We start from the raw sequence: 22,664 nt of genomic DNA, 5'->3' as shown, positions 1-22,664 counted from the left end.
GACCGCGACCCCGCCCCGCGCCGTAGCGGACGGGGCCGTCCGAAGCGCGCACCAGCCGCACCACGGCGTCCACCCACTCCGGGTGGGCGTTGAGGGACGGCACCAGCGTCAGCGACTCGCCGCCCGCCGCCACGAACTGCTCCTTCGCGCGGAGGCCAATCTCCTCCAGCGTCTCCAGGCAGTCCGCCACGAAGGCAGGGCACATCACCGCCAGCCGCTTCACGCCCTTCGCCGCCAGCTCCGGCAGCACCAGGTCCGTGTAGGGCTTCACCCACGGCGTGCGCCCCAGCCGCGACTGGAAGGACACCGTGGAGCCGCCCTCCGGCAGCCCCAGCCGCTGGGCCAGCAGCCGCGCCGTCGCGAAGCACTGCGCGCGGTAGCAGTGCCGGTTCGCGTCCGTGAGGGCGTCGCAGCACCCCGCGGACGCCAGGCAGTGCTGCCCCGTCGGGTCGCTCTTGCGCATGTGGCGCTCCGGCAGCCCGTGGAAGCTGAACAGCACGTGGTCCGCGCGCGTGTCCGAAATCACCGGCCGCGCCACCGCCGCGAACGCGTCCAGGAAGCCCGCGTCGTCCCAGAACGCCGGCACCGCGCGCACGTTGGGGACGTCCCAGCCCTCCGCCAGCACTTCATACGTGCGCGCCAGCGACGACGCCGAGGACGACGCCGCCTCATGCGGGTACAGGGGCAGCACCGTGAACTCCGACACGCCCCTCGCCTTCAGCCGCGCGATGGCGTCCGGCAGCGACGGGTTGCCGTAGCGCATGGCCAGCTCCACCTCGTAGTCGCCCCCCAGCCGCTCCCGCACCGCGGACTCCAGCGCGCGGCTGTACACGAGCAGCGGCGAGCCCTCCTTCATCCACACCTTGCGGTACGCCTCCGCGCTCTTCGCGGGACGGAAGGGCAGGATGAAGAGGTTCAGGAGGAACCAGCGCCCCACCGGGTGCACGTCGATGACGCGCGGGTCGTTGAGGAACTCGCGCAGGTAGCGGCGCACCGGGCCAGACTCGGGCGCGTCCGGCGTCCCCAGGTTGACGAGCAGCAGTCCCCGCTTCGTGGTCGGAACAGGCATGCGCGAAGTCTCCGGCGCCTTCAGTGCAGCGCGTGCGGCAGCGTGAGCGCGAACTCGGCGATGCGCGCCTCGAAGCGCGTGCCGTCCGGGCGCTCCATCTCGTAGGCGCCGCGCATGGTGCCGAAGGGCGTGCGCAGCATCGCCCAGCTCGTGTACTCGAACCGCTCGCCCGGCTTGAGGTGCGGCTGACGGCCGACCACGCCCTCGCCCTTCACCTCGTCCACGTGCCCCTGGGCATCCGTGATGACCCAATGCCGCGAACGGAGCTGCGCCGGCACGGTGCCGTCGTTGAACAGCTCCACCTTGTACATGAAGGCGAACTGCCCGGACTCGGGCGTGCTGCGCTCCGGCCAGAAGGTCGGCTCCACGGTGACGCGGATGCCATCAGTGGTGGCGGTGGACATGGCGGGAGACTTGGCAGCGACTCCCGCCTGATGCAAGCGAAACGCAGGGCCCCGCCCGTCAGCCGCGCTCCTGCTCCCGGGCCGCCGCGTCCGGCGCCTTGTCCGCCTCCGCCACCGGGGAGGGCTTCTCCCCTTCCGGAGGCTTGGGGAACACCAGCGACGCGAGGATGGCCACCAGCAGGCACCCGCCAATCACCGCCAGCGAGATGCCAATGGGAATCTTGAACCAGTGCTCGAGGAGCATCTTCACGCCCACGAAGGCCAGGATGATGCCCAGGGCGGCCTTCAGCAGGTGGAACTTCTCCATCAGGCTGGAGACGACGAAGAACAGCGAGCGCAGGCCCAGGATGGCGCAGACGTTGGACGTGTAGATGATGAACGGGTCCTTGCTGATGCCCAGCACCGCCGGGATGGAGTCCATGGCGAAGAGCAGGTCCGTGGCCTCCACCACCATCAGCACGATGAACAGCGGCGTCACCTTGCGCCGGCCGTCCTCCATGAGGAAGAAGCGGCTGCCGTCCCCCTGGCGGGCCACCGGCAACAGGCGCCGGGACATCCTCACGATGAAGCCCGCCTCCGGGTCCACGTCGTCGTCGTCCTTGGCCCAGAGCATCTTGGAGGCCGTGTAGACGAGGAACGCGCCGAACAGGAAGATGAGCCACTCGAAGCGGGCCACCAGCGCCGTGCCCGCGACGATGAGCACCGCGCGCATCACGAACGCGCCCAGGATGCCCCAGAAGAGCACCCGGTGCTGGTGCTGCGGCGGCACCCGGAAGTAGCCGAACACCATCAGGAAGACGAAGAGGTTGTCGACCGACAGCGCGTACTCCACGACGTACGCCGTCAGCCACTCCAGCGCCGGGCCCTTGCCGCCGTAGTGCAGGATGCCCCCGCAGAACGCGAGGCTGATGCTCACCCACACGAGCGTCCACAGCGTCGCCTCCTTCGACGACACCGCGTGCTCCTTGCGGTGGAACAGCCCCAGGTCCAGGGCGAGCATCGCCAGGACGAAGACGTTGAAGCCCACCCAGGGCCAGAGTGTCTGAGTCATCACGCCCGCTGCCTACTCCGGGACGGCCCCGGCGGCTACTCCCATTCCGTCGCCGGGCGCCGCAAGACAACCAGGGAACGCCCCACCGCCTGCACCTTGCCGCCCGCCGGGGTGTGCGTGCGCAGGGATTCCCCCGTGGCCGCGGTGTCCACCACCAGCTCCCAGTCCGCGCCCCACTCCAGCGCGGGCAGCATGAAGGTGATGGGCTCGTGGTGCGCGTTGAGCAGCACCAGCAACGTGTCCCCGACGATGCGGTGGCCCTCGTCGTCCGGCGTGGCGATGGCGTCCCCGCCCAGCAGGAAGGCCAGGGAGCGCACATACGGCTTCTCCCAGTCCTCGCGCTTCATCTCCTTGCCGTCCGGCCGGAACCACGCCAGGTCCTTCAGCTCGCTGTCCCAGATGTGGGCCCCGCGGAAGAAGCGGCGCTTGGACAGCACCGGCTGCTCGCGGCGCAGCTTGATGATGCGGGAGGTGAAGTCCAGGAGCTGGCGCTGCTTCTCGTTGAGCTCCCAGTTCACCCACGACAGCTCGTTGTCCTGGCAGTAGGCGTTGTTGTTGCCCTTCTGCGTGCGGCCCATCTCGTCGCCCGCCACCAGCATGGGCACGCCCTGCGACAGGAAGAGGGACGCCAGGAAGTTGCGCTTCTGCTGTTCGCGCAGCGCGTTCACCTTGGGGTCGTTCGTCTCCCCCTCCACGCCGCAGTTCCAGGCGTGGTTGTCATTGGCGCCGTCGCGGTTCTCCTCGCCGTTGGCCTCGTTGTGCTTCTGGCTGTACGTCACCAGGTCGTGCAGCGTGAAGCCGTCGTGCGCGGTGACGAAGTTCACGCTCGCCGTGGGCTTGCGGCCGGACAGCGCGAACAGGTCCGAGCTGCCCGTGAGCCGGGAGCCAATCTCCGCCGCCTGCCGGTCGTCGCCCTTCCAGTAGCGGCGCATGGTGTCGCGGTACTTGCCGTTCCACTCGCTCCACAGCACCGGGAAGTTGCCCACCTGGTAGCCGTAGTCCCCCACGTCCCAGGGCTCCGCGATGAGCTTCACGCGGCTCAGCACGGGGTCCTGGTGGAGGATTTGAAAGAAGGCCGCGCGGGTGTCGTAGCCGTGCCGGTCGCGCCCCAGCGTCGTCGCCAGGTCGAAGCGGAAGCCGTCCACGTGCATCTCTTCCACCCAGTAGCGCAAGCTGTCCGCGATGAGCTTCAGCGCGTACGGGTGCGTGGCGTTCCACGAGTTCCCGCACCCGGTGTAGTCCATGAAGTAGCGCGGGTCCTTCTCGCTGAGCCGGTAGTACGCGCCGGCGTCCAGCCCCTTGAAGGACAGCGTGGGCCCCAGGTGGTTGCCCTCGCAGGTGTGGTTGTAGACCACGTCGAGAATCAGCTCGATGCCCGCGCGGTGCAGCAGCTTCACCATCCCCTTGAACTCCGACACCTGCTCGCCCAGCGAGCCCGACGCGCAGTAGCGCGCGTCCGGTGCGAAGAAGCCCAGCGTGTTGTAGCCCCAGTAGTTGGAGCGCCCCTTCTGGGTGAGGAACGGCTCGTCCATGAAGGCGTGGATGGGCAGGAGCTCCACGGCCGTCACGCCCACCTTCTTCAGGTGTTCGAGGGTGGCCGGGTGCGCCAGGCCCGCGTACGTGCCGCGCAGGTGCTCCGGCACGCGCGGGTTCAGCTTCGTGAGGCCCTTGACGTGCGCTTCGTAGAGGACCGTCTTGTTCCAGGGGATCTCCGGCCGCCGGTCGTCCTCCCAGTCGAACCCGTCCGACAGGATGACCGCCTTGGGCACGCCCCAGGCGTCGTCCTGCGTGTCCATGACGAGGTCCTCCTCCTTGCCCCCGTGCACGTACCCGTGGATGGGGGCCTTGGGGTCCACCTTGCCGTGCAGCGCCCTGGCGTAGGGGTCCACCAGCAGCTTGTGCGGGTTGAAGCGCAGGCCCTTCTTGGGTTCATACGGCCCGTGAACCCGCAGGCCGTACAGACAGCCCGCGTGCACGCCCGGCATGTACCCGTGCCAGACGTGGTTCGTGGTCTCCAGCAACGGGAAGCGGCGCGTCTCCTTCCTGGGGTCGGCGGGGTCGAAGAGACAGACCTCCACCTTCTTCGCGTGCTCACTGAAGACGGCGAAGTTCACGCCGTTCCCGTCGTACGTGGCGCCCAGGGGAAACGGCTTCCCTGGAAGCACCTCGGCCCTTCTCATCCAGTGCTCCTCTCCAGCAGCACCACCGGGAACTCCGCGAGGAGCGGCCCCAGGGCCAGCCCCACGCCTCCCGGCCCCTGCTGGGGACGGACGGGGCGCCCGGTGAAGACATTGCGGAACATCATGCCCGCATATGCCTCCGGAAGGTTCAGGAACGTACCGTCGTACGCTTGCGCCAGGCCCCCGGACTCCAGCGCCTCCAGGGTGTAACGCGGCGCGCAGGCAATCAGCACGCTGTCACCGTGCGTGCGCGCGAAGCCGACCGCTGCGGGCGAGCGCGGCCCGGACAGCTCCAGCGCCTCGTAGCCGCCCATGCGGAACAGGTCCGCGTACCTCTGGCGCAGCCGCAGCGCCTCCGCCAGGACGAAGAGCTTCACCTGCCCGTCGTCCAGGTCCTGGCCCAGCCGCGCGCACAGGCCGGGCCGGTCCTTCGCCGCCGCGGCGTCCAGCGCCGTGAGCAGCCGCTCGCGCAGCGCGTAGTCCACCGGCCGGCGGTTGTCCGGGTCCACCAGCGACAGGTCCCACAGCTCGCAGCCCTGGTACGTGTCCGCCACGCCGGGCGAGGCCAGCTTCAGGAGCAGCTGCCCCAGCGCGTTGTGCTGGCCCGCGCGCTCGATGCGGCGCTTGAAGGCCCTCACGTCGTCCAGGAAGGCCTGGCTCTTCGCGGGGTCGAAGCACGCGTCCACGAAGCGCGCCATCGCGTCGTCATAGGCGCCGTCCGGGTTGGTCCACGACGTGCGGACCTTGGCCTCCTTGATGGCCTTGGCCATGTACTCGCGCACGCGGCGGTGGAACTCCTGGAGCTCCGCCTGGGGCACGTGCTCGCCCATGGGCCACGCGCCCACCACCGTCTGGAAGAAGAGGTAGACGTCGTTGGACGACGGCGCGGGGCCGCCTGGCAGGTGGCTGACGAAGGGCTGCGTGAGGTCCGCCCAGGCCCGCGCCCGCTCCCGCCAGACTTCCGGCAGCTCCGTGAGGACGCTGATGCGCGCGCGCACGTCCTCGCTGCGCTTGGTGTCGTGGGTGCTGGAGGTGAGCATGCTCGCCGGCCAGCGCTCCGCGCGCTCCTGGTTGCGCAGGTGGAAGGTGGTGGAGCGCATGCCGAAGTGCTCCGGCTCGCCGCCCACCTCGTTGAGGCTCACCAGCCGGTTGTAGATGTAGAAGACGGTGTCCTCCAGGCCCTTGGCCATGACGGGGCCCGTCACCTGCTGGAGCTTCATCGCGAATCTCAGCATCACCGCCTTCTCGTCGTCCCCCACGTGCTCCGGGTAGCGGCCCAGGAGGATGTCGCGCAGGAAGTCGAAGATGGACGCGTTGGTGTTGGGGTTGCGCTCCTTGGCGCGCTGGAGGGTCCACTCGATGTACTGCACGTCGCGCGCGTCCAGCTCCGCGCGCCAGCCGTCCACGTAGGTGCGGTAGACGGGGAACAGCGCGATGAACTCCACCAGCGCGCGCCGCAGGCTGTTGAGCGTGAAGTCGCGCGTGCGGCGGTTCATCTCCGAGATGCGGTTGAGCTCGTGCGCCAGCACGTTGATTTCGCTGGCCATGCTCACGCGCATGATGAGCAGCTTCTTCTGGTACACGAGCTCCGCGAAGTCCTGCGTGCCGCCCGCGAAGCGCTCGTACGTCTCCGTCAGGTGCGCCTCCGCGGCCGGGTGCACGAACAGGCCGCTCACCGCGTTGGCGAAGCGGTAGCCGGTGGTGCCGTGCACCGCCCACGCGTCCGGGATGCGCTCGCGGCCGCCCTGAATCTTCTCCACCGCCACGAAGAGCGCCTTGCGCAGCGGGCTGTCCGGCGCGTCCATCACCTCGCGCCGCCACTGCGCGCGCAGGAGCGACTCCACCTCCGGCCACCGCGAGTCGTCCCCCTCCTGCTTCCCCGCGTTGAACCGCGCCCGCGCGCGCTCCACGAAGAAGCGCTCCTGCAGGTCCAGGAAGTAGGCGGTGGGGTCGAAGAGGCCGTCCGGGTGGTCGATGCGCAGGCCCGTGACGCGCTCCTCTCGCAGCCAGTCGAAGATGAGCTGGTGCGCTTCCTGGAAGACGTCCGGGTCCTCCACGCGGATGGCCGCCAGGCCGTTGATGTCGAAGAAGCGGCGGTAGTTGATCTCCTCGCCCGCCACGCGCCAGTGCGCCAGCCGGTAGCTGCACCCCTGCAGCAGCGCGTCCAGCATGTCGAAGGAGCGCACGTTGCCGGGCGTGCCGTTGAAGGCCCGGACGTTCTCCTCCACGTACGCCGCCAGCTCCGCGCTGTCCGCCACCACCGCGCCCAGCCGCCGCTTGATGACCTCCTTCTCGCGGTGCCGCTCAATCACCTTCGCCGGGCTCACCTCCGTGCGCGGCGGCAGGTGCTCCAGCGCCGTCAGGATGGAGAGCAGCTCCACCAGGTGCGGCGACTCCGCGCCCAGCTGCTTCTCCAACCGCTCCAGGCCGTACCGGAGGACGCTCGCGTACTGCCGCGGCGCCACCGGCAGCCGGTGGTCGTAGTAGTGCAGGTGGAAGGCGCCGGACTCGTAGGACAGCTTCAGCTCGCCGCGCTCCAGCACGATGCCGTACTGGTCCCCCAGGATGGGCAGCAGCACCTTGTCCGCCAGCTCGTCCTTCACCGGCTGCCAGTCCACGTCGAAGAACTTCGCGTAGACGGACGACGGGCCGTTCTCCAGCACGTCCAGCCACAGCCGGTTGTCGCGCTCGATGCCCATGTGGTTGGGCACCACGTCCAGCACCTGCCCCAGGCCGTGCTCGCGCAGGGCGTCACAGAAGGCCGCGTGGTCCTCCGGCGTGCCCACCTCCGGGTTGAGCCGTTGGTGGTCCACGCAGTCATAGCCGTGGGTGCTGCCGGGCGTGGCCTTGAGGTAGGGCGACGCGTAGAAGTCGCTCACCCCCAGCCGGGCCAGGTACGGCACCAGGGCCTTCGCCTGCTGGAAGGTGAAGTCCTTGTGCAGCTGCATCCGGTAGGTGGACAGCGGCGTGACGCGGCGCGATTGCAGCTCGCGTCGGACCTGCTCGAAGAGCGCTTCCGCCTGCGCTTCCACCGTCGTGTGCGTACCGTCCGCGTCCGTCTGCCGCGCGGAGCGCTCCCCTGCCTCGGAACCGTCGTGGAACATGGCCCCCAGAGGTAGGTCCGACGCGGCGCGTCCGCCAGCAGGCAGATGCACCTTCGCCCCCTTTTCAACGCTCCAGGCGACCCCTGGACGGCAGGGGAAAAAGCGGAGGGCCCGTCCCGCGCGATGCGTGACGAGCCCCCAGGGTCCTTCGGGCGACCGGCGACGGCCCCGACGGGCCCTGCACCGTTCAGCTCAGGTGCTTGTTCACCAGCGCGGTCATCTCGAACATGGTGACGTTCTTCTTGCCGCCGAAGATGGGCTTCAGCTTGTCGTCGGCGTTGATCTGGCGCTTGTTCTTCGCGTCCTGGAGGTTGTTCTTCTTGATGTAGTCCCAGATCTTGCTGACCACCGCGGTGCGGGGCAGCGGCTTGTTACCGACGATCGCCGCCAGCTCCGTGGAGGGCGTCATCTCCTTCATGAACGCGGCGTTCGGCTTGCGGCCCGCGGCCTTCTTCGCGGCAGGGGCCTTCTTGGCGGCGGGAGCAGCGGTCTTCTTCGCAGCGGCTTTCTTGGCGGCCATTCGTCTTGTGTCTCCTCCCCTCCGAAGGGGACGTTGCACGGCGTGCTTGCATCTTCAAGCTAGAGCCGATGGCGCGTAGTAGCACGGCCTAGAGCGAAAAACAGCGCCCATCGCTCGCTTTTTCCCTCTGGGGCCCCTCGGAGCGATGGCTTCGGAGCCTAGAACTCGGCCCCGCAGCGCATTCTTCCCTCGGGAACGGAACCCATGCGGCGCGTCCGGAGCCCTAGAAACCGGCTCCGGAGGCCGTTTTCCCTCGGGGATTGTGCCTCGCGACGCGTCCGGAGGCGGAAAGTCGGCACCTGGAGCGCGCGCCCCCTCTGGAAGAACGGCGCCCATTTCGGCGGTGGACGGGATGTGGCTTTTCGGATGAAACAGCGCCCATGAATGCCCTCATCACTGGCGCCGGCGGCTTTTTGGGGACCTGGCTCGCGCGGGCGCTGGCCGCTCGCGGCGACCGTGTCTCATGCCTGTTGCGCCCCACCACGGACACCCGCGAGCTGGAGAAGGCCCTGGAGGGCCACCCCTGGACGCGGGTGGTGGGCGACGTGACGGACCCCGGCTCGCTGGCTGGCGCGGTGAAGGGCGTGGACGTCGTCTTCCACCTGGCCGGCATCCGCCGCGCCGCGCGGCGCGACGAGTTCATGCGCGTCAACGCGGAGGGCACCCGCCTCATCTGTGAGGCCATGGCGGCGCTGCCCCAGCCGCGCCCCCGGCTGGTGATGTGCGGCTCCCTGGCCTCCCACGGCCCCTCCACCCCGGAGCGGCCCCATGTGGAGGAGGACGCCTTCCATCCGCATGAGTGGTACGGCGAGAGCAAGGCGGAAGGGGAGCGCATCGCGTTCTCCTTCCAGGACCGGCTGCCCGTGACGGTGATCCGCCCGCCTCGCATCCTGGGGCCCGGAGACCGGGAAAACCTGACGTTCTTCAAGCTGGGCAAGAAGGGCATCCGGCTGGAGCTGGCCGGAGGCCCCCGCCCCCTGTCCCTGGTGGACGTGGAGGACGTGGTGGACCTGCTGCTGGTATTGGCGGAGAAGCCGGAGGCCCTGGGCCAGGCGTTCTTCTGCGCGGGCCCGGAGCGGCTGACCCTGGAGGAGATGCAGGACCTGGGGGCGAAGGCCCTGGGCTTCCAGACGCGCACCTGGCGCCTGTCCCCGGCGGTGCTGACGGCCCTGGCCACGGCGGCGGACGGGGTGACGCGGCTCACCGGCCGCAAGCTCCCCCTGAACCGGAAGCTGGCGCGGCAGCTCCTGGCGCCGGCCTGGACGTGCTCCGGGGCCAAGGCTGAACGCCTGCTGGGCTTCCGGCCACGCCGTGGGCTGGCGGAGAGCATCACTCGCAGTGGTGAATGGTATCGCGCGCAGGGCTGGTTATAGACCCATGCGCCCAAAGGGCCGGCCGCCCACGCCGGCCCATCCGCTTTCGTTGACCGGACCCCCTCCAGGATGGGAGGAAGCCCGACCGCCCATGCCCCCCAAAGTGCCCGCCAAAGCCGCCTTCTTCGACGTCGACGGGACGCTGGTCCGGACGAACATCGTCCACGTCTACGCCTATTACGCGACGAACCGGGGCTCGCTCCGGGGCATCGCGGGCCGCACCCTGGGGACCGCCCTGGGGCTGCCGGTGTTCGGCATCCTGGATGCCGTCAACCGCAAGGCCTTCAACGAGTTCTTCTACCGGTACTACTCCGGCCTCAGCGAGGACCGGCTGGTCACCATCGCGGAGGACATGTTCGAGGACGTCCTCAAGCCCGCCCTGTACGAGCAGACGCAGGACCTCATCGACGAGGCGCGTCGTGCCGGCTGCCGCATCGTGCTGGTGACGGGCGCGCTGGACTTCACCATGCGCCCGCTGGCCCGGCACCTGGGCTGCGACGACGTCATCGCCAACAAGATGCAGTTCGTGGGCGGCAAGGCCACCGGCAAGGTGATTCCGCCCATCATCGAAGGCGCCAACAAGGCCAACGCCATCCGCGCCTACTGCGAGCGCGAGGGCCTGGCCCTCAACCAGTGCCACGGCTACTCGGACAGCGCCTCCGACTACGCCATGCTCGCCGTGGTGGGGCGGCCCACCGCGGTGAACCCGGACCTGCGGCTGCGCTCGCTCGCGCGCGCGTACAACTGGCCCATCCTGGACCTGAAGTAGTCCCCCACCCCTTCCGCCGTCCCTCAATCCATGCGCCCGCTCAAGACGCTCCAGAAGCTGTACGACGAGGAAAGCCAGGTGGTCATCACGGAGAAGGGCAGCCCCCCGCGGGCGCTCTTCTACGGCGAGGGCTTCCTCCAGGAAGACCTGCCCGTGGGCACCCGGGTCATCTTCCCCCGCCCCCCGCTGGAGGGCGTGCCCAACGTGAAGGCCGCCATCCGCTGGGCCATCAACCACCCGGAGGGCATGGACCCGCTGCACGCGCTCTTGCGCCCCGGCATGCGGCTGACCTGCGTCATCGACGACATCAGCGTGCCCCTGCCGCCCATGGTCACGCCGGACGTGCGCCAGTCCATCCTGGAGGTGGTGCTGGAGCTGTGCGCGGACAGCGGCGTGGATGACGTGCACCTGGTCATCGCCAACGCGCTGCACCGCCGGATGACCGAAGGCGAGATGAAGCGCATGGTGGGCGAGAAGATCTTCGACGCCTACTACCCGGACCGCTACTACAACCACGACGCGGAAGACCCGGACGGGATGACGGAGCTGGAGCGCACCAGCCACAACGAGGTGGTGGCGGTGAACCGGCGCGTCGCGGAGAGCGACCTCATCGTCTACGTGAACATCAACTTCGTGCCCATGAACGGCGGGCACAAGTCCATGGGCACGGGCGTGACGAACTACGCGTCGCTGCGCCACCACCACAACCCGAAGACGATCCGCGAGTCGGACTCCTACATGGAGCCGAAGGCGAGCGCGCTCTACACGAAGAACTCGCGCATCGGCACGGTCATCGACAACACGCTGAAGGTCTTCCACATCGAGACCACGCTGAACAACCGCATGTTCGGCGCGCCCACGGACTTCCTGGCGAAGAAGGAAGAGGACTACACGGAGGCGGACCGGCTGAAGTTCCAGGCCCTGCGCTTCACGCTGTCCAAGCTGCCCCGCGCGGCGGCGCGCAAGGTGCTCAACGCCATCCCCGCGCCCTATGACGTGACGGGCGTGTTCGCGGGGGCCACGGAGCCCACGCACGCGAAGACGCTGGAGCAGAGCTGGAAGCAGTACGTGGTGCCGGTGGAGGGGCAGAGCGACATCGTCATCTTCCCCATCCCGTTCGTCAGCCCCTACAGCGTCAACTCCATCCTCAACCCGCTGCTCGTGCAGGTGATGGGGCTGGGGTACTTCTACAACCTCAACCGGGGCGTGCCGCTGGTGAAGAAGGGGGGCGTGCTCATCCTCCTGCACCCGGCCTACGACGAGTTCGACCCCGTGCAGCACCCCAGCTACATCGAGTTCTTCCACCGGCTGCTGCCGGAGACGCGGGACTCCATGAAGCTGGAGCACAAGTACGAGAAGGAGTTCGCGGAGAACCCCAGCTACGTGCACCTGTACAGGAAGGGCAACGCCTACCACGGCGTGCACCCCTTCTACATGTGGTACTGGGGCGAGAACGGCCGCCAGCACGTGGGCAAGGTCATCGTCGCGGGCGCGGAGAACAACCACGTCCCGGCCCTGCTCGGCTGGGACCGCACGGACACGCTCTCCGAGGCGATTGAAGAGGCGCGCGGCTTCATGGGGCGCTCCGCGTCCATCAGCCTGCTGCGCATCGCGCCCACGGTGATGGTGGACGTGAAGTGAAAGGGTCGCACACGGACATGGCCACGCTTCCCCAGCTGAACGTCACCGAGGTCTTCACCGGCAAGCGCATCGTCTTCGTCGGCACCACCGGCTTCGTGGGCAAGGTGACGCTGTCGATGCTGCTGGCCCACTACGGCGACGTGCTGGACCGGGTCTACGTCGTCGTGCGCAAGGGCAGCGCCGCGTCCGCGGAGCGCCGCTTCTTCGACAAGGTGGCGCCCAGCGAGCCCTTCCAGCCGCTGCGCGACCGCCTGGGCGACGACGGCGCCATGGAGTACCTGAAGCAGAAGTGCACCGTCCTGGACGGCGACATCACCGACCCCCTGGTGGGCCTGGAGGAGGCGCAGGTCGCGGCGCTCACCGGGCAGGTGCACGCCATCGTCAACTGCGCGGGCCTGGTCTCCTTCAACCCGTCGCTGGAGGTGGGCCTCAACGTCAACACCCACGGCGTGAAGAACGCGGTGGCGCTGGCGCTGCGCTGGAGCGTGCCGCTCATCCACATGTCCACCGCGTTCGTCGTGGGCAACCGCAGCGGGCTCGTCTTCGAGGACGAGCCGGTGCTGGGCTACTTCCCCAAGCAGGGGGAGATGGACGGGCGCGACTTCAGCCTGGAGCAGGAGCTGGCGGACGCGGACAAGATCGTCGCCCGCCTGCGCGAACAGGCGGATGACAAGGCGCTCACCTCCCTCTTCCGGCAGAAGGCGCTGGACCGCCTGGAGGAGGAGGGCCGCGACGCCACGGATGAGAAGACGCTGCGCCTGGCCGTGGGCCGCGAGCGCAAGCTGTGGCTGTCCGGCGAGCTGGTCCGCGCGGGCATGGAGCGCGCGCGGCACTGGGGCTGGCCCAACACGTACACCTACGCCAAGCACCTGGGCGAACAGGTGATGGCGGGGACGCCAGGGCTTCGCTACTCCATCGTGCGGCCCTCCATCGTGGAGAGCGCGGCGCACTTCCCCTTCCCCGGCTGGAACGAGGGCTTCACCACGTCCGCGCCGCTGGCGTACGCGGGCATCAAGGGCCAGCGCGGCATCCCCGCGGGCGACCACGCCATCCTGGACATCATCCCGGTGGACCAGGTGGCGGGCGCCACGCTGGGCATCACCGCACACGCGATGCAGGTGGAGGAGCGCCGCGTCTACAACCTGGCGTCCGGTGACGTGAACCCGTTCCTCGCCAGCCGCTCCGTGGAGCTGGTGGGCCTGTACCGCCGCCGCTACTACCGCAACCGCGAGACGGGCAACTCGCTGGTCAACGCGCTGCGCTCGCGCATCGAGCCGCAGCCGGTGAGCAAGCAGGAGTTCCAGCTGCTCAGCGCGCCCATGCTGGCGAAGGGCGCGAAGCTGCTCAAGAAGGCCATGGACGAGGTGCGGCCCGCGTGGGGCGCGCCCCGCGTCCAGGCGATGATGGACAAGGCCCGCGTCGCGCTGGACGAGGTGGAGTCGCAGGCCGGCAGCCTCTCCGGCCTCATCGAGCTGTTCCTCCCCTTCCTCTGGGAGAACCGCTACGTCTTCCGCTGCGACAACACGCGCTCCGTCTACGAGCGCATGGTGCCGGCGGACCGCGCGAAGATTGACTGGGCGCCGGACCGCATCGACTGGCGCGAGTACTTCCTGGGCACGCACCTGCCCGGCCTGGAGAAGTGGGTGTTCCCCGGCCTGGACGAGGAGCGCGAGAAGCGCACCGCCATCCCCGCGCACCGCGACCTCCTGGAGCTGTTCGAGGCCACCGTGCACGCGTACCGCCACCGGGTGGCGTTCCGCATGGCCGCGGGGGAGAAGGAGGAGCGCTTCACCTTCGGGGAGGTGCACCGCTACGCGGCCCGCGTGGGCAGCTACCTCATGGCCCAGGGCATCAAGCGCGGCGACCGCGTGCTGCTGGTGTCGGAGAACCGCCCGGAGTGGGCCATCAGCTACTTCGGCATCCTGCGCGCGGGCGGCACCGCCGTCCCCGTGGACCCCGCGCTCACGGAAGCCGAAGTGGTCAACATCGCGAAGCGCGCGGCGGCGAAGCAGTGCCTCGTGTCCGAGCAGGCCGCGCAGGACTTCCCCGGCCTCTTCGCGGCGCTGGGTGAGGACGTGGGCGTGGCGAGCCTCGCGGAGGCCATGACGGGCGACCCGGCGTTCCCGGACCGCATCGGGCCCGTGCGCAAGTCCGCCGCCGCCGACGACGTGGCGAGCGTCATCTTCACCTCCGGCACCACCGGCACGCCCAAGGGCGTGATGCTCACGCACCGCAACTTCGCGTCGCTGGTGGCGAAGCTGGCGGGCGCGTTCGACGTGGGCGTGGGCGACGGCGTGCTGTCCGTGCTGCCCCTGCACCACACGTTTGAATTCTCCGCCGGCTTCCTCACGCCGTTCATGCGCGGCGCGGAGATCACGTACATCGACGAGCTCACGTCGGACCGGCTGGGCGACGTCTTCGAGACGGGCCGCGTGACGGCGATGATTGGCGTGCCCGCGCTCTGGCAGCTCTTGCACCGCAAGATTACGCAGGAGATGGCCGCGCGCCCGCCGGTGGTGGAGCAGGCGCTCAAGGCGCTGATGGCGGCCAACGGGGAGCTGCGCAACCGCAGCTCGCTCAACCTGGGCAAGCTCCTGTTCTGGCCGGTGCACCGCAAGTTCGGCGGCCGGGTGAAGGTGCTGGTGTCGGGCGGCTCCGCGCTGTCGGAAGAGGTGCACCAGGCCTTCCACGAGCTGGGCTTCACCATGCGCGAGGGCTACGGCCTCACGGAGGCCGCGCCGGTGCTGGCGGTGTCCGAGGCCACCAACAAGCGCGTGAAGGGCACGGTGGGCAAGGCGCTGCCGGGCATCGAGTTCAAGATCCAGAACCCGGACAACGACGGCATTGGCGAGGTGCTGGCCAAGGGCCCGAACGTGATGGCGGGCTACTTCGGGGACCGCGAGGCCACCGAGGCCGTGGTGAAGGACGGCTGGCTGCACACCGGCGACCTGGGCCGCATGGACGACGAGGGCCGCCTGTACCTCATGGGCCGCGCCAAGGACGTCATCGTCGACGCCAACGGCAAGAACGTCTACCCGGACGAGCTGGAGGAGCTGTACCAGGAGCACGAGCACATCAAGGAGCTGTCCATCGTCGGCCTGCCGGAGGACGCGGGCGGCGAGAAGGTGGCGTGCCTGTGCGTGCCGGACTTCAAGGACCGCCCCCGCGAGGAGGTGCGCCACGAGCTGGAGGAGCACTTCCGCAAGGTGAGCGCGGGCATGCCCTTCTACCGGCGCGTGAAGGTGCTGCGCTTCTGGGACGGCGAATTGCCGCGCACCTCCACGCGCAAGGTGAAGCGCAAGCGCGTGGTGGAGGAGCTGCAGCGGCTGGACCGCGTGGCCGCCAGCGCGGGCCGCGTGAAGGAGAAGGCGCAGGCGGCGTCGCCCACGGGCGGCGTGTCGGACTGGCTGCACCCGCTCATCGCGGAGGTGTGCCACCGCCCGGTGTCGGACGTGCGGCCGGACGCGCAGCTCATTGGCGACCTGGGCTTCGACTCGCTGATGCTCACGGAGATGTCCGTGGCGCTGGAGGGCGCGGGCGTGCCGCTGCCCGCCATCGAGGACCTGACGCAGGTGCAGACGGTGGAGGACCTGCGCAAGCTGGTGGTGGCCTCCGGACGCCGGCCGTCGCAGGAGACGCGGGCGCGCGACATCAAGAAGCAGGCCGAGCGCGCGGAGGAAGCCGAGATTCCGGTGCCGGAGTCCGTGTCCGCGCTGGGCCGGCAGCTGCTGTCCTTCGGGCAGAAGGTGCTCTACGGCGGCGTCTTCGACGTGAAGGTGACGGGCAAGACGTTCATCCCGCAGAACCGCAACTTCCTCGTCATCGCCAACCACGCCAGCCACCTGGACGCGGGGCTGGTGCGCGTGGTGCTGGGTGACCAGGGCGAGCGCATGGTGTCGCTGGCCGCGCGCGACTACTTCTTCGACACGCCGCTCAAGCGCGCGTGGTTCGAGAACTTCACCCACCTCATCCCCATCGACCGGCAGGGCTCCTTGCGCGAGTCGCTGCGCGTGGCGGGCGAGGCGCTGCGGCAGGGCTTCAACGTCCTCATCTTCCCGGAGGGCACGCGCTCCAAGACGGGCGAGCTGATGGAGTTCAAGCCGACGCTGGGCTACCTGTCGCTCACCTACGGGGTGGACGTGCTGCCGCTGTACATCCACGGCGCGTACGAAGCGCTGCCCAAGGGCTCCATGTTCCCCAAGACGAAGGAGCTGGAGGTGCACGTGGGCCCGGCGCTGGAGTACGCGTCGCTGAAGGCCCGGGCGCAGGGCATGTCGCGCTCGGAGGGCTACCGATACGTGACGCACATCGCGGAGGAAGCCGTGCGCGCGCTGAGGGCGGGCAAGGTGCTGGACCTGGAGCAGGTGGGCGCGGACCGGGACTTCACCCCGCCCGCCCGGGCCCTGCCGGAAGGGAAGGACGCGTGAAGCTGCTCGTCACCGGAGGCACGGGGTTCCTGGGCACGCACCTGGTGCCCAGGCTGGTGGAGGCGGGCCACGAGGTGCGCCTCATCGCGCGCTCGAAGCCGTCAGGCCCCGCGTTCGCGAAGACCGAAGTCCAGCAGGGCGACCTCAAGGACCGGGACGCCGTGCGCCGCGCGCTGGAGGGCGTGGACGCCGTCTACCACCTGGCGGGGCTCGTCTCCTTCCAGAACAAGGACGCGCGGCGGATGTACGAGCTGCACGTGGACTGCACGCGCGAGCTGCTGCGCGACGTGCGCGAAGCGGGCGTGAAGCGCGTCATCCTGGGCTCCACCTCCGGCACCATCGCGGTGTCGAAGGATGACCGGGTGGGCACGGAGGACGACGACTACCCCATCACCACCGTCGCCAACTGGCCCTACTACCTGTCCAAAATCTATGAGGAGAAGCTGGCGCTGGAGTACTGCCGCAAGCACTCCGTTCCCCTCGTGGTGCTCAACCCCAGCCTGCTGATGGGGCCCGGGGATGACCGGCTGTCGTCCACCTGGACGGTGGTGAAGTTCCTCAACCGCGAGATACCAGCCATGCCCGGCGGCGGCATCTCCTTCGTGGACGCGCGCGACGCGGCGGACGCCTTCGTGCAGGCGCTCACGAAGGGCGAGGTCTACGGCCGCCACCTGATGGGCGTGAACATGGCCATGTCGGACTTCTTCGACCGGCTCCAGCGCCTCACCGGCGTGCCCGCCCCGCGCATGAAGCTGCCGCGCGAGCTCAACATCTGGGGCGGCAAGCTGCTGGAGCAGTTCGCGAAGCTGCGCGGCACCGCGTCGAAGCTCGACCCGCAGGAGGTCGAGATTGGCGAGCACTTCTTCTACCTGGAGCCCGCCAAGGCCGAGCGCGAGCTGGGCTTCAAGGCGCGCGACGTGCACGAGACGCTGCTCGACACCGTCCAGTACCTCTACGGGAAGATGCCGCCCGGGAGCCTGCCCGGCACCCGCGGCCGGCTGGCCGAGTCGCGCGAAGGCACCTGACGTCAGGCAGCGGTGGCGCGGCTCAAGGATTCGCCGCGCCGCCGTGCACCCGGCCGCCGCTCACGCGCTCCACGAGCCGGGCGGCGTTCGGATCCGAGTCCTTGCGGTGCCACACCCAGGCGGCGCCCAGGAAGGCCACGCCCACGAGGACGAGGATGAGCCGGGCCAGGAAGGACGGACCGCCGCCTGCGTCCGCCATGGCCTTCAGCCCACCACGCGGTTGCGGCCGGTCTTCTTGGCCTTGTAGAGGTTCGCGTCCGCCACCTTGATGAACTGGGCGGGCTCCGACATCTCCGGGGCGACTTCCGCCACTCCGATGGAGATGGTGACGGGGATGTCCTTGTCCTCGAAGACGAAGCGCTTGTCCTCCACCAGCTTGCGGATCTTCTCCGCGAACACGCGCGCCTTGTCCGGGCCGTCCTCCGGCATGACGACGGCGAACTCCTCGCCGCCGTAGCGCGCGAAGCACTGCTCGCGGCGCACCAGCCGCTTGATGGACTGGGCCATTTCGCGCAGCACGTGGTCGCCGGCCAGGTGGCCGTGGACGTCGTTGATCTGCTTGAAGTGGTCGATGTCGAACATCATCAACGACAGCGTGCGCTGGTACCGGTGCGAGCGGCCCATCTCCCGCTCCAGGTACTCCAGGAAGTAGCGCTTGTTGTTGATGCCGGTGAGACCGTCCGCGATGGTCAGCGTGTAGATGGTCTCGTGGTACTGGGTCTCGATGTTGTCGCCATCGAGGAACTTGAAGATGGAGCCGCCCACCTTCACCAGGTCCCCGCTGCGCAGGGGCTGCGCCTGGAGCACCTCCCGGTCGTTGAGGTAGGTGCCGTTGGTGGACTGGAGGTCCTCCACGAACATCTTCCCCTGCCGGCCCCAGATGCGAGCGTGGCGGCGGGACACGTTGTCCAGGTCCACCACGATGTGGTTGTGCTGGTCGCGGCCGATGGTGAACTCGGTCTCTTCCAGCACGTACTTCTTGCCCAGCTCAGGGCCGTGGATCTGCACGAGGCAGCACTCGGTGCCGCGCTCGGGACCCGGGGTGAGGCTGGAGATCTTGGTGACTCGCGTTTGGTCGCCAGACATCGCGCCGGCCACGCTAGCACGCAAGGTCTGGGGAAGCCACGCAAGCCGGGAGGACGCACGGGGTTGCGCCCCTCCTCCTACATGCCGCGAAACCGGGAGGTCGCTTTTCCCCCATCCACCCCGCCCGGTTGGGCACTCAACGGAAGGGCCTGCACGGGCGGCACGGCCATTGTGGGGAGGCGGGCGGCGGCTAACGTGGCCGGCACCTATGTCAAAGCTGCTGGCCATGATTCTGGCGGGAGGCGCGGGCACGCGCCTGGAGCCCCTGACCCGTGAGCGCGCGAAGCCCGCGGTGCCGTTCGGCGGGCGCTACCGCATCATCGACTTCGTCCTGTCCAACTTCGCCAACTCCGGCGTGTACCGGATGAAGGTGCTGACCCAGTACAAGAGCGACTCGCTCAACAACCACCTGTCGCGCGCGTGGCGCATGACGGCGTTCCTGGGTCACTACGTGGAGGCGGTGCCCGCGCAGATGCGCACCGGCGTGGACTGGTACAAGGGCAGCGCGGACGCCATCTACCAGAACCTCAACATCATCACGGACGAGGAGCCGGATTACATCTTCGTCTTCGGCGCGGACCACGTGTACCGGATGGACGTCCGCAAGATGCTGGACTTCCACATCGAGCGGAAGGCCGCGTGCACGGTGGCGGCCATCCCCGTCCCCATCGAGCAGGGGCGCGAGTTCGGCATCATCGACGTGGGGCCGGACGGGCGGATGCTCGAGTTCCTGGAGAAGCCCAAGGACCCGCCGCCCATGCCGGGCAACCCGAAGATGTGCCTGGCCTCCATGGGCAACTACCTCTTCAGCACGGACACGCTGGTGAAGGAGGTGGTGCGCGACGCGGCGGACGAGAAGAGCGCGCACGACTTCGGCAAGTCCATCATCAGCGAGCTGTACAAGCGCGAGCCCGTGTACGTGTACGACTTCGCCCAGAACACGGTGGCCGGCCAGGAGGACAAGGAGCGCGGCTACTGGCGGGACGTGGGGAACATCGACGTCTACTACCAGTCCAACATGGACCTGGTGGAGGTGGACCCGACGTTCAACCTCTACAACGACCGCTGGCCCATCCACACGCAGCCCAACAACTACCCGCCCGCGAAGTTCGTCTTCGCGGACCAGGACAACCGGCGCGTGGGCAAGGCGACGGACTCGCTGGTGGCGGAGGGCTGCATCATCTCCGGCGGCAGCGTGCACCGCTCGGTGCTGTCGCCCAAGGTGCGGGTGAACTCGTATTCGGAGGTGGAGGACTCCATCCTCTTCGAGAACGTCACCATCGGCCGCCGCTGCCGCATCAAGCGGGCCATCATCGACAAGAACGTGGAGATTCCGCCCGGGATGACCATTGGCTACGACGCGGCGGAGGACAAGCGCCGCTTCCACGTCACGTCCGGCGGCGTCGTCGTCATCCCCAAGGGGATGAAGGTCACCTGAGCGGACGAAGGCACGAACGGGCGCTCCCGGAGACCCTCCCGGGGCGCCCGCGCCCGCGTCACTTCGAGCGGAACGCCGCCTTCACCTCCGGGCGGTTGAGCACGACGAGCGACCAGATGCCGGGGATGAGCCCCAGGCCCCACGCCGGACCGCAGCACGGGATGCAGCAGATGATGGCCACCGCCATGGCCAGCCCGTGGAGCTGGAGGTTCTTCATCTTCCACGCCCCGAAGACGACCAGCCCGTTGAGGCAGAGTCCGGGCAGGGCGCTGAAGAAGAGGAAGGTCGGGCTCAGGAAGGGGCCCACGACGGCCCGGGCCTGCACCCGCAGCTCCGGCGGGTACACCTCCAGGGCCTTGTCGATGGTTGCGTGCAGCTGCTCCAGGCCCGCCGGGGACAGCGTCCGGTAGAGCCCGAAGAGCGAGTACAGGACCCACAGGCCGCCCATCCCCATCATCAGGAGGGCGGGAACCTTGAGGGCCTGGGCCGCCCTGGCTCGCGTGGGGTCGGCGTCCGGCGCCGGGGCCATGCCCTGGGTGTCGTCCATGGCGTGCACTCAGGCCGGCTGGCGCATGGCCGCGACGGGGCGCTTCTCGAAGGCGGCGAGCGTGGTGGCGATCTCCTGGTTCACCTGCCGCAGCATGTCCTGCTTCTCCCGGAACGGGAGGAAGGCGCTCTTGAAGCCGGACACGATGATGGTGGTGAGGTCCTCCAGCGACAGGCCCAGCTGGCGGTGGGCGAGCCACAGCTCCTTCGTCACGGTGGTGTCGGTGATGAGGCGGTTGTCGGTGTTGATGGTCACCCGCAGGCCGTAGTCGAAATAGAACTTGAGCGGGTGGGACTCCAGCGAGGACACCGCGCCCGTCTGGACGTTGGAGGACGGGCAGACCTCCATGGGGATGCGGTGGTCGTTGACGTAGTTGAGCAGGTCGCCGTCCTCGCGCAGCCGGGTGCCGTGGCCGATGCGGTGCGCGCCCAGCGAGTGGATGGCCTGGGAGATGGACTCCGGCCCGTAGGCCTCGCCCGCGTGCGCGGTGCAGTTGACGTTGTTCTTGAGGATGAGGCGGAAGGCGTCCAGGTGGTCCTTGGCGGGGAAGCTGGCCTCCGCGCCCGCCAGGTCGAAGCCGACGACGCCGCGGTTCTTGTACGCGACGGACAGCTCCGCCAGCCGCATGGACGTCTGCGGGTTGATGTGGCGGATGCCGCAGACGATGACGGCGCACTTGATGCCCGTCTCGCGCTTGGCGGCGCGCAGGCCCTCCAGCACGGAGTCGATGACCGTGGTCATCTTCAGGCCCTTCTGCAGGTGCAGCGCGGGCGAGTAGCGCACCTCCAGCCAGCGCACGTTCTCCGCGGCGGCGTCCACCGCCAGCTCGTAGGCGGCGCGGTAGAGGGACTCGGCGGTCTGGAGCACGGAGAGCGTCACGTCGAACGCGACGAGGTACTCCTCCAGGCTCTTGCACACCTGGCCCATGTGGATGGCCTTGGCCAGGCCGTCCTCGGTGTCGGCCATGAGCTTGATCTTCTGCTGCTCGGCCAGCTCCAGGATGGTCTTCAGGCGCATGGACCCATCCAGGTGGCAGTGCAGGTCCGTCTTGGGGAGCGCGTGGAGCAGCTCCTCCGTCACCGCCAGCGTGGGGGGCGGGATGATGTCCGTGCGCCGGGCGGATGAAGGGATGCCGGTGGCGTTGGGGGTTTCGTCTTCACGAATCGTGGGCATGGTCGAAGTTCCTCGCTTGCGTCATCCTCCCCCAAACCATGCCGCCCCGCGTCTGTCCACGCCTGCTCCTGGTGCCCTGCCTGACGTTGACGCTGGCCGTCATGGCGTGCCAGCGGGCGCCGGTACAGCCCGCCTTCCAGTACTCCAGCGATGCGTCCTCCCGGACGGGGCTCACGGCCCTGGCGGACGGGGTGCTCCTGGGCAACGAGGCGGGCGCGGTGGTGCGCCTGGACCGCGAGGGCCGGCCGGTGTGGACCACCCGACTGGGCCGCGAGGTGGCGGTGGCCCCCGTCCTGGCCGGCGACAGCGTCATCGTGGGGACGGTGGTGGGGGAGCTGGCCTGTCTGTCGCTTCAGGACGGCAAGGAGCGCTGGCGCCTGGGCGGAGAGCCCCCGGTGCTCACCCCGCCGTGGTGGACGACGCGGGGCGCACCGTCTTCCTGGTGGCGCCCGACGGCGCGGTGCACGCCCTGGCGGTGGACTCCGGACAGGCGCGCTGGAAGCGGCCAGCCCCCAGGGCTCCTGCGCAGGCTCCGGCGGCGCAGGCTCCGGTATCCGCTCCGGTGAAACCCTTGGAGCCACAGGTGTCCGTGGCCCCGGCGCTCCGGGCCGCGCCGGTGTTGCTGGAGGGCGTGCTGGTGGTGCCGCTCGGCTCCGGGCTGTGGGCGCTGGACGCGCGGAGCGGTGAGCCGCGCTGGTCGAAGCCGGTGACGGACGTGGTGGGCTGGACTCGGAGCGCGACACCGTCTTCGTGGCCACGCGCCGGGCCGGGTGCTGGCGCTGTCGGTGAAGGACGGGAGCATGCGCTGGGAGCAGCACTTCGCGGACGGGGTGACGGGCCGCCCGCCGGGCGCTGGC

The 22,664-nt window shown here is 69.2% G+C and carries 17 protein-coding genes and 1 pseudogene; 8 read left to right on the top strand and 10 right to left on the bottom strand.

All coding sequences use genetic code 11. The annotated features are described in order from the left end of the window. The 6 genes from hemH to ACLEQD_RS11120 all read right to left on the bottom strand — a co-directional run. Positions 1–1,069: ferrochelatase (gene hemH, locus ACLEQD_RS11145; RefSeq protein WP_410383493.1), on the bottom strand; the 1,069-nt coding region annotated here is incomplete at its 3' end. A gap of 20 nt (positions 1,070–1,089) precedes the next feature. Then, positions 1,090–1,473 (bottom strand): Co2+/Mg2+ efflux protein ApaG, encoded by a 384-nt coding sequence (gene apaG / locus ACLEQD_RS11140; RefSeq protein ID WP_410383492.1) that lies wholly within the window; start codon positions 1,471–1,473, stop codon positions 1,090–1,092. 58 nt (positions 1,474–1,531) lie between these two features. Beyond that, complete coding sequence (locus ACLEQD_RS11135; protein ID WP_410383491.1) at positions 1,532–2,524, bottom strand: TerC family protein; 993 nt, start codon at positions 2,522–2,524, stop codon at positions 1,532–1,534. A 35-nt stretch (positions 2,525–2,559) separates the two neighbouring features. After that, positions 2,560–4,704: a glycogen debranching protein GlgX gene (gene glgX / locus ACLEQD_RS11130; protein ID WP_410383490.1), complete on the bottom strand. Its 2,145-nt coding sequence runs from the start codon at positions 4,702–4,704 to the stop codon at positions 2,560–2,562. Then, the gene (treY, locus tag ACLEQD_RS11125) at positions 4,701–7,808 is read right to left on the bottom strand and encodes a malto-oligosyltrehalose synthase (RefSeq protein ID WP_410383489.1); all 3,108 of its coding nucleotides are present in this window, start codon (positions 7,806–7,808) and stop codon (positions 4,701–4,703) included. The genes glgX and treY overlap by 4 nt, the downstream gene beginning before the upstream one ends. Before the next feature lie 187 nt (positions 7,809–7,995). Further along, positions 7,996–8,328, bottom strand: a complete 333-nt coding sequence (locus ACLEQD_RS11120; RefSeq protein WP_120527703.1) for an SWIB/MDM2 domain-containing protein — start codon at positions 8,326–8,328, stop codon at positions 7,996–7,998. 380 nt (positions 8,329–8,708) lie between these two features. Here ACLEQD_RS11120 and ACLEQD_RS11115 point away from each other — a divergent pair, with 380 nt between their 5' ends. The 5 genes from ACLEQD_RS11115 to ACLEQD_RS11095 all read left to right on the top strand — a co-directional run bounded on the left by ACLEQD_RS11115 (position 8,709) and on the right by ACLEQD_RS11095 (position 17,563). Continuing rightward, positions 8,709–9,701, top strand: a complete 993-nt coding sequence (locus ACLEQD_RS11115) for an NAD-dependent epimerase/dehydratase family protein (RefSeq protein ID WP_410383488.1) — start codon at positions 8,709–8,711, stop codon at positions 9,699–9,701. 103 nt (positions 9,702–9,804) lie between these two features. After that, positions 9,805–10,470, top strand: coding sequence for an HAD family hydrolase (locus ACLEQD_RS11110; RefSeq protein ID WP_120527701.1), 666 nt, complete (start codon positions 9,805–9,807; stop codon positions 10,468–10,470). A 30-nt stretch (positions 10,471–10,500) separates the two neighbouring features. Beyond that, positions 10,501–12,111, top strand: coding sequence for a lactate racemase domain-containing protein (locus tag ACLEQD_RS11105; RefSeq protein WP_120605790.1), 1,611 nt, complete (start codon positions 10,501–10,503; stop codon positions 12,109–12,111). Between the two features lie 17 nt (positions 12,112–12,128). Then, positions 12,129–16,538 (top strand): AMP-binding protein, encoded by a 4,410-nt coding sequence (locus tag ACLEQD_RS11100; protein ID WP_410383487.1) that lies wholly within the window; start codon positions 12,129–12,131, stop codon positions 16,536–16,538. Then, positions 16,535–17,563, top strand: a complete 1,029-nt coding sequence (locus ACLEQD_RS11095) for an NAD-dependent epimerase/dehydratase family protein (RefSeq protein ID WP_410383486.1) — start codon at positions 16,535–16,537, stop codon at positions 17,561–17,563. The genes ACLEQD_RS11100 and ACLEQD_RS11095 overlap by 4 nt, the downstream gene beginning before the upstream one ends. Before the next feature lie 22 nt (positions 17,564–17,585). Here ACLEQD_RS11095 and ACLEQD_RS11090 read toward each other — a convergent pair whose 3' ends face one another. Continuing rightward, positions 17,586–17,762 carry a hypothetical protein gene (locus tag ACLEQD_RS11090; protein WP_410383485.1) on the bottom strand — a complete coding sequence of 59 codons (177 nt, stop codon included), beginning with the start codon at positions 17,760–17,762 and terminating at the stop codon, positions 17,586–17,588. A gap of 5 nt (positions 17,763–17,767) precedes the next feature. Then, entirely contained in the window at positions 17,768–18,649 is an 882-nt protein-coding gene (locus ACLEQD_RS11085) for a diguanylate cyclase (RefSeq protein ID WP_410383484.1), read from the bottom strand. Between the two features lie 208 nt (positions 18,650–18,857). On the opposite strand from ACLEQD_RS11085, the gene glgC reads away from it, so the two are divergent. Further along, positions 18,858–20,087: a glucose-1-phosphate adenylyltransferase gene (gene glgC / locus ACLEQD_RS11080; protein WP_410383483.1), complete on the top strand. Its 1,230-nt coding sequence runs from the start codon at positions 18,858–18,860 to the stop codon at positions 20,085–20,087. A gap of 58 nt (positions 20,088–20,145) precedes the next feature. On the opposite strand, the gene ACLEQD_RS11075 is transcribed toward glgC, so the two are convergent. Next, a complete protein-coding gene (locus ACLEQD_RS11075; protein ID WP_410383482.1) occupies positions 20,146–20,634 on the bottom strand; it encodes a hypothetical protein in 489 nt (162 codons plus the stop codon). A 9-nt stretch (positions 20,635–20,643) separates the two neighbouring features. Continuing rightward, a complete protein-coding gene (add, locus tag ACLEQD_RS11070; RefSeq protein WP_171416397.1) occupies positions 20,644–21,807 on the bottom strand; it encodes an adenosine deaminase in 1,164 nt (387 codons plus the stop codon). Positions 21,808–21,893: 86 nt separating this feature from the next. Here add and ACLEQD_RS11065 point away from each other — a divergent pair, with 86 nt between their 5' ends. Both ACLEQD_RS11065 and ACLEQD_RS11060 read left to right on the top strand, forming a co-directional pair. Then, positions 21,894–22,373 (top strand): PQQ-binding-like beta-propeller repeat protein, encoded by a 480-nt coding sequence (locus ACLEQD_RS11065; protein WP_410383481.1) that lies wholly within the window; start codon positions 21,894–21,896, stop codon positions 22,371–22,373. Positions 22,374–22,390: 17 nt separating this feature from the next. Further along, positions 22,391–22,664: pseudogene (locus ACLEQD_RS11060) on the top strand (hypothetical protein); the annotation flags it as partial.

Origin of the sequence: Corallococcus sp. 4LFB, from assembly GCF_046520365.1 — a bacterium.
Classification (GTDB): Bacteria; Myxococcota; Myxococcia; order Myxococcales; family Myxococcaceae; genus Corallococcus; species Corallococcus caeni.
The sequence above is the reverse complement of the archived record's forward strand: the minus strand, read 5'-3'. Positions and strand labels throughout refer to the sequence as shown.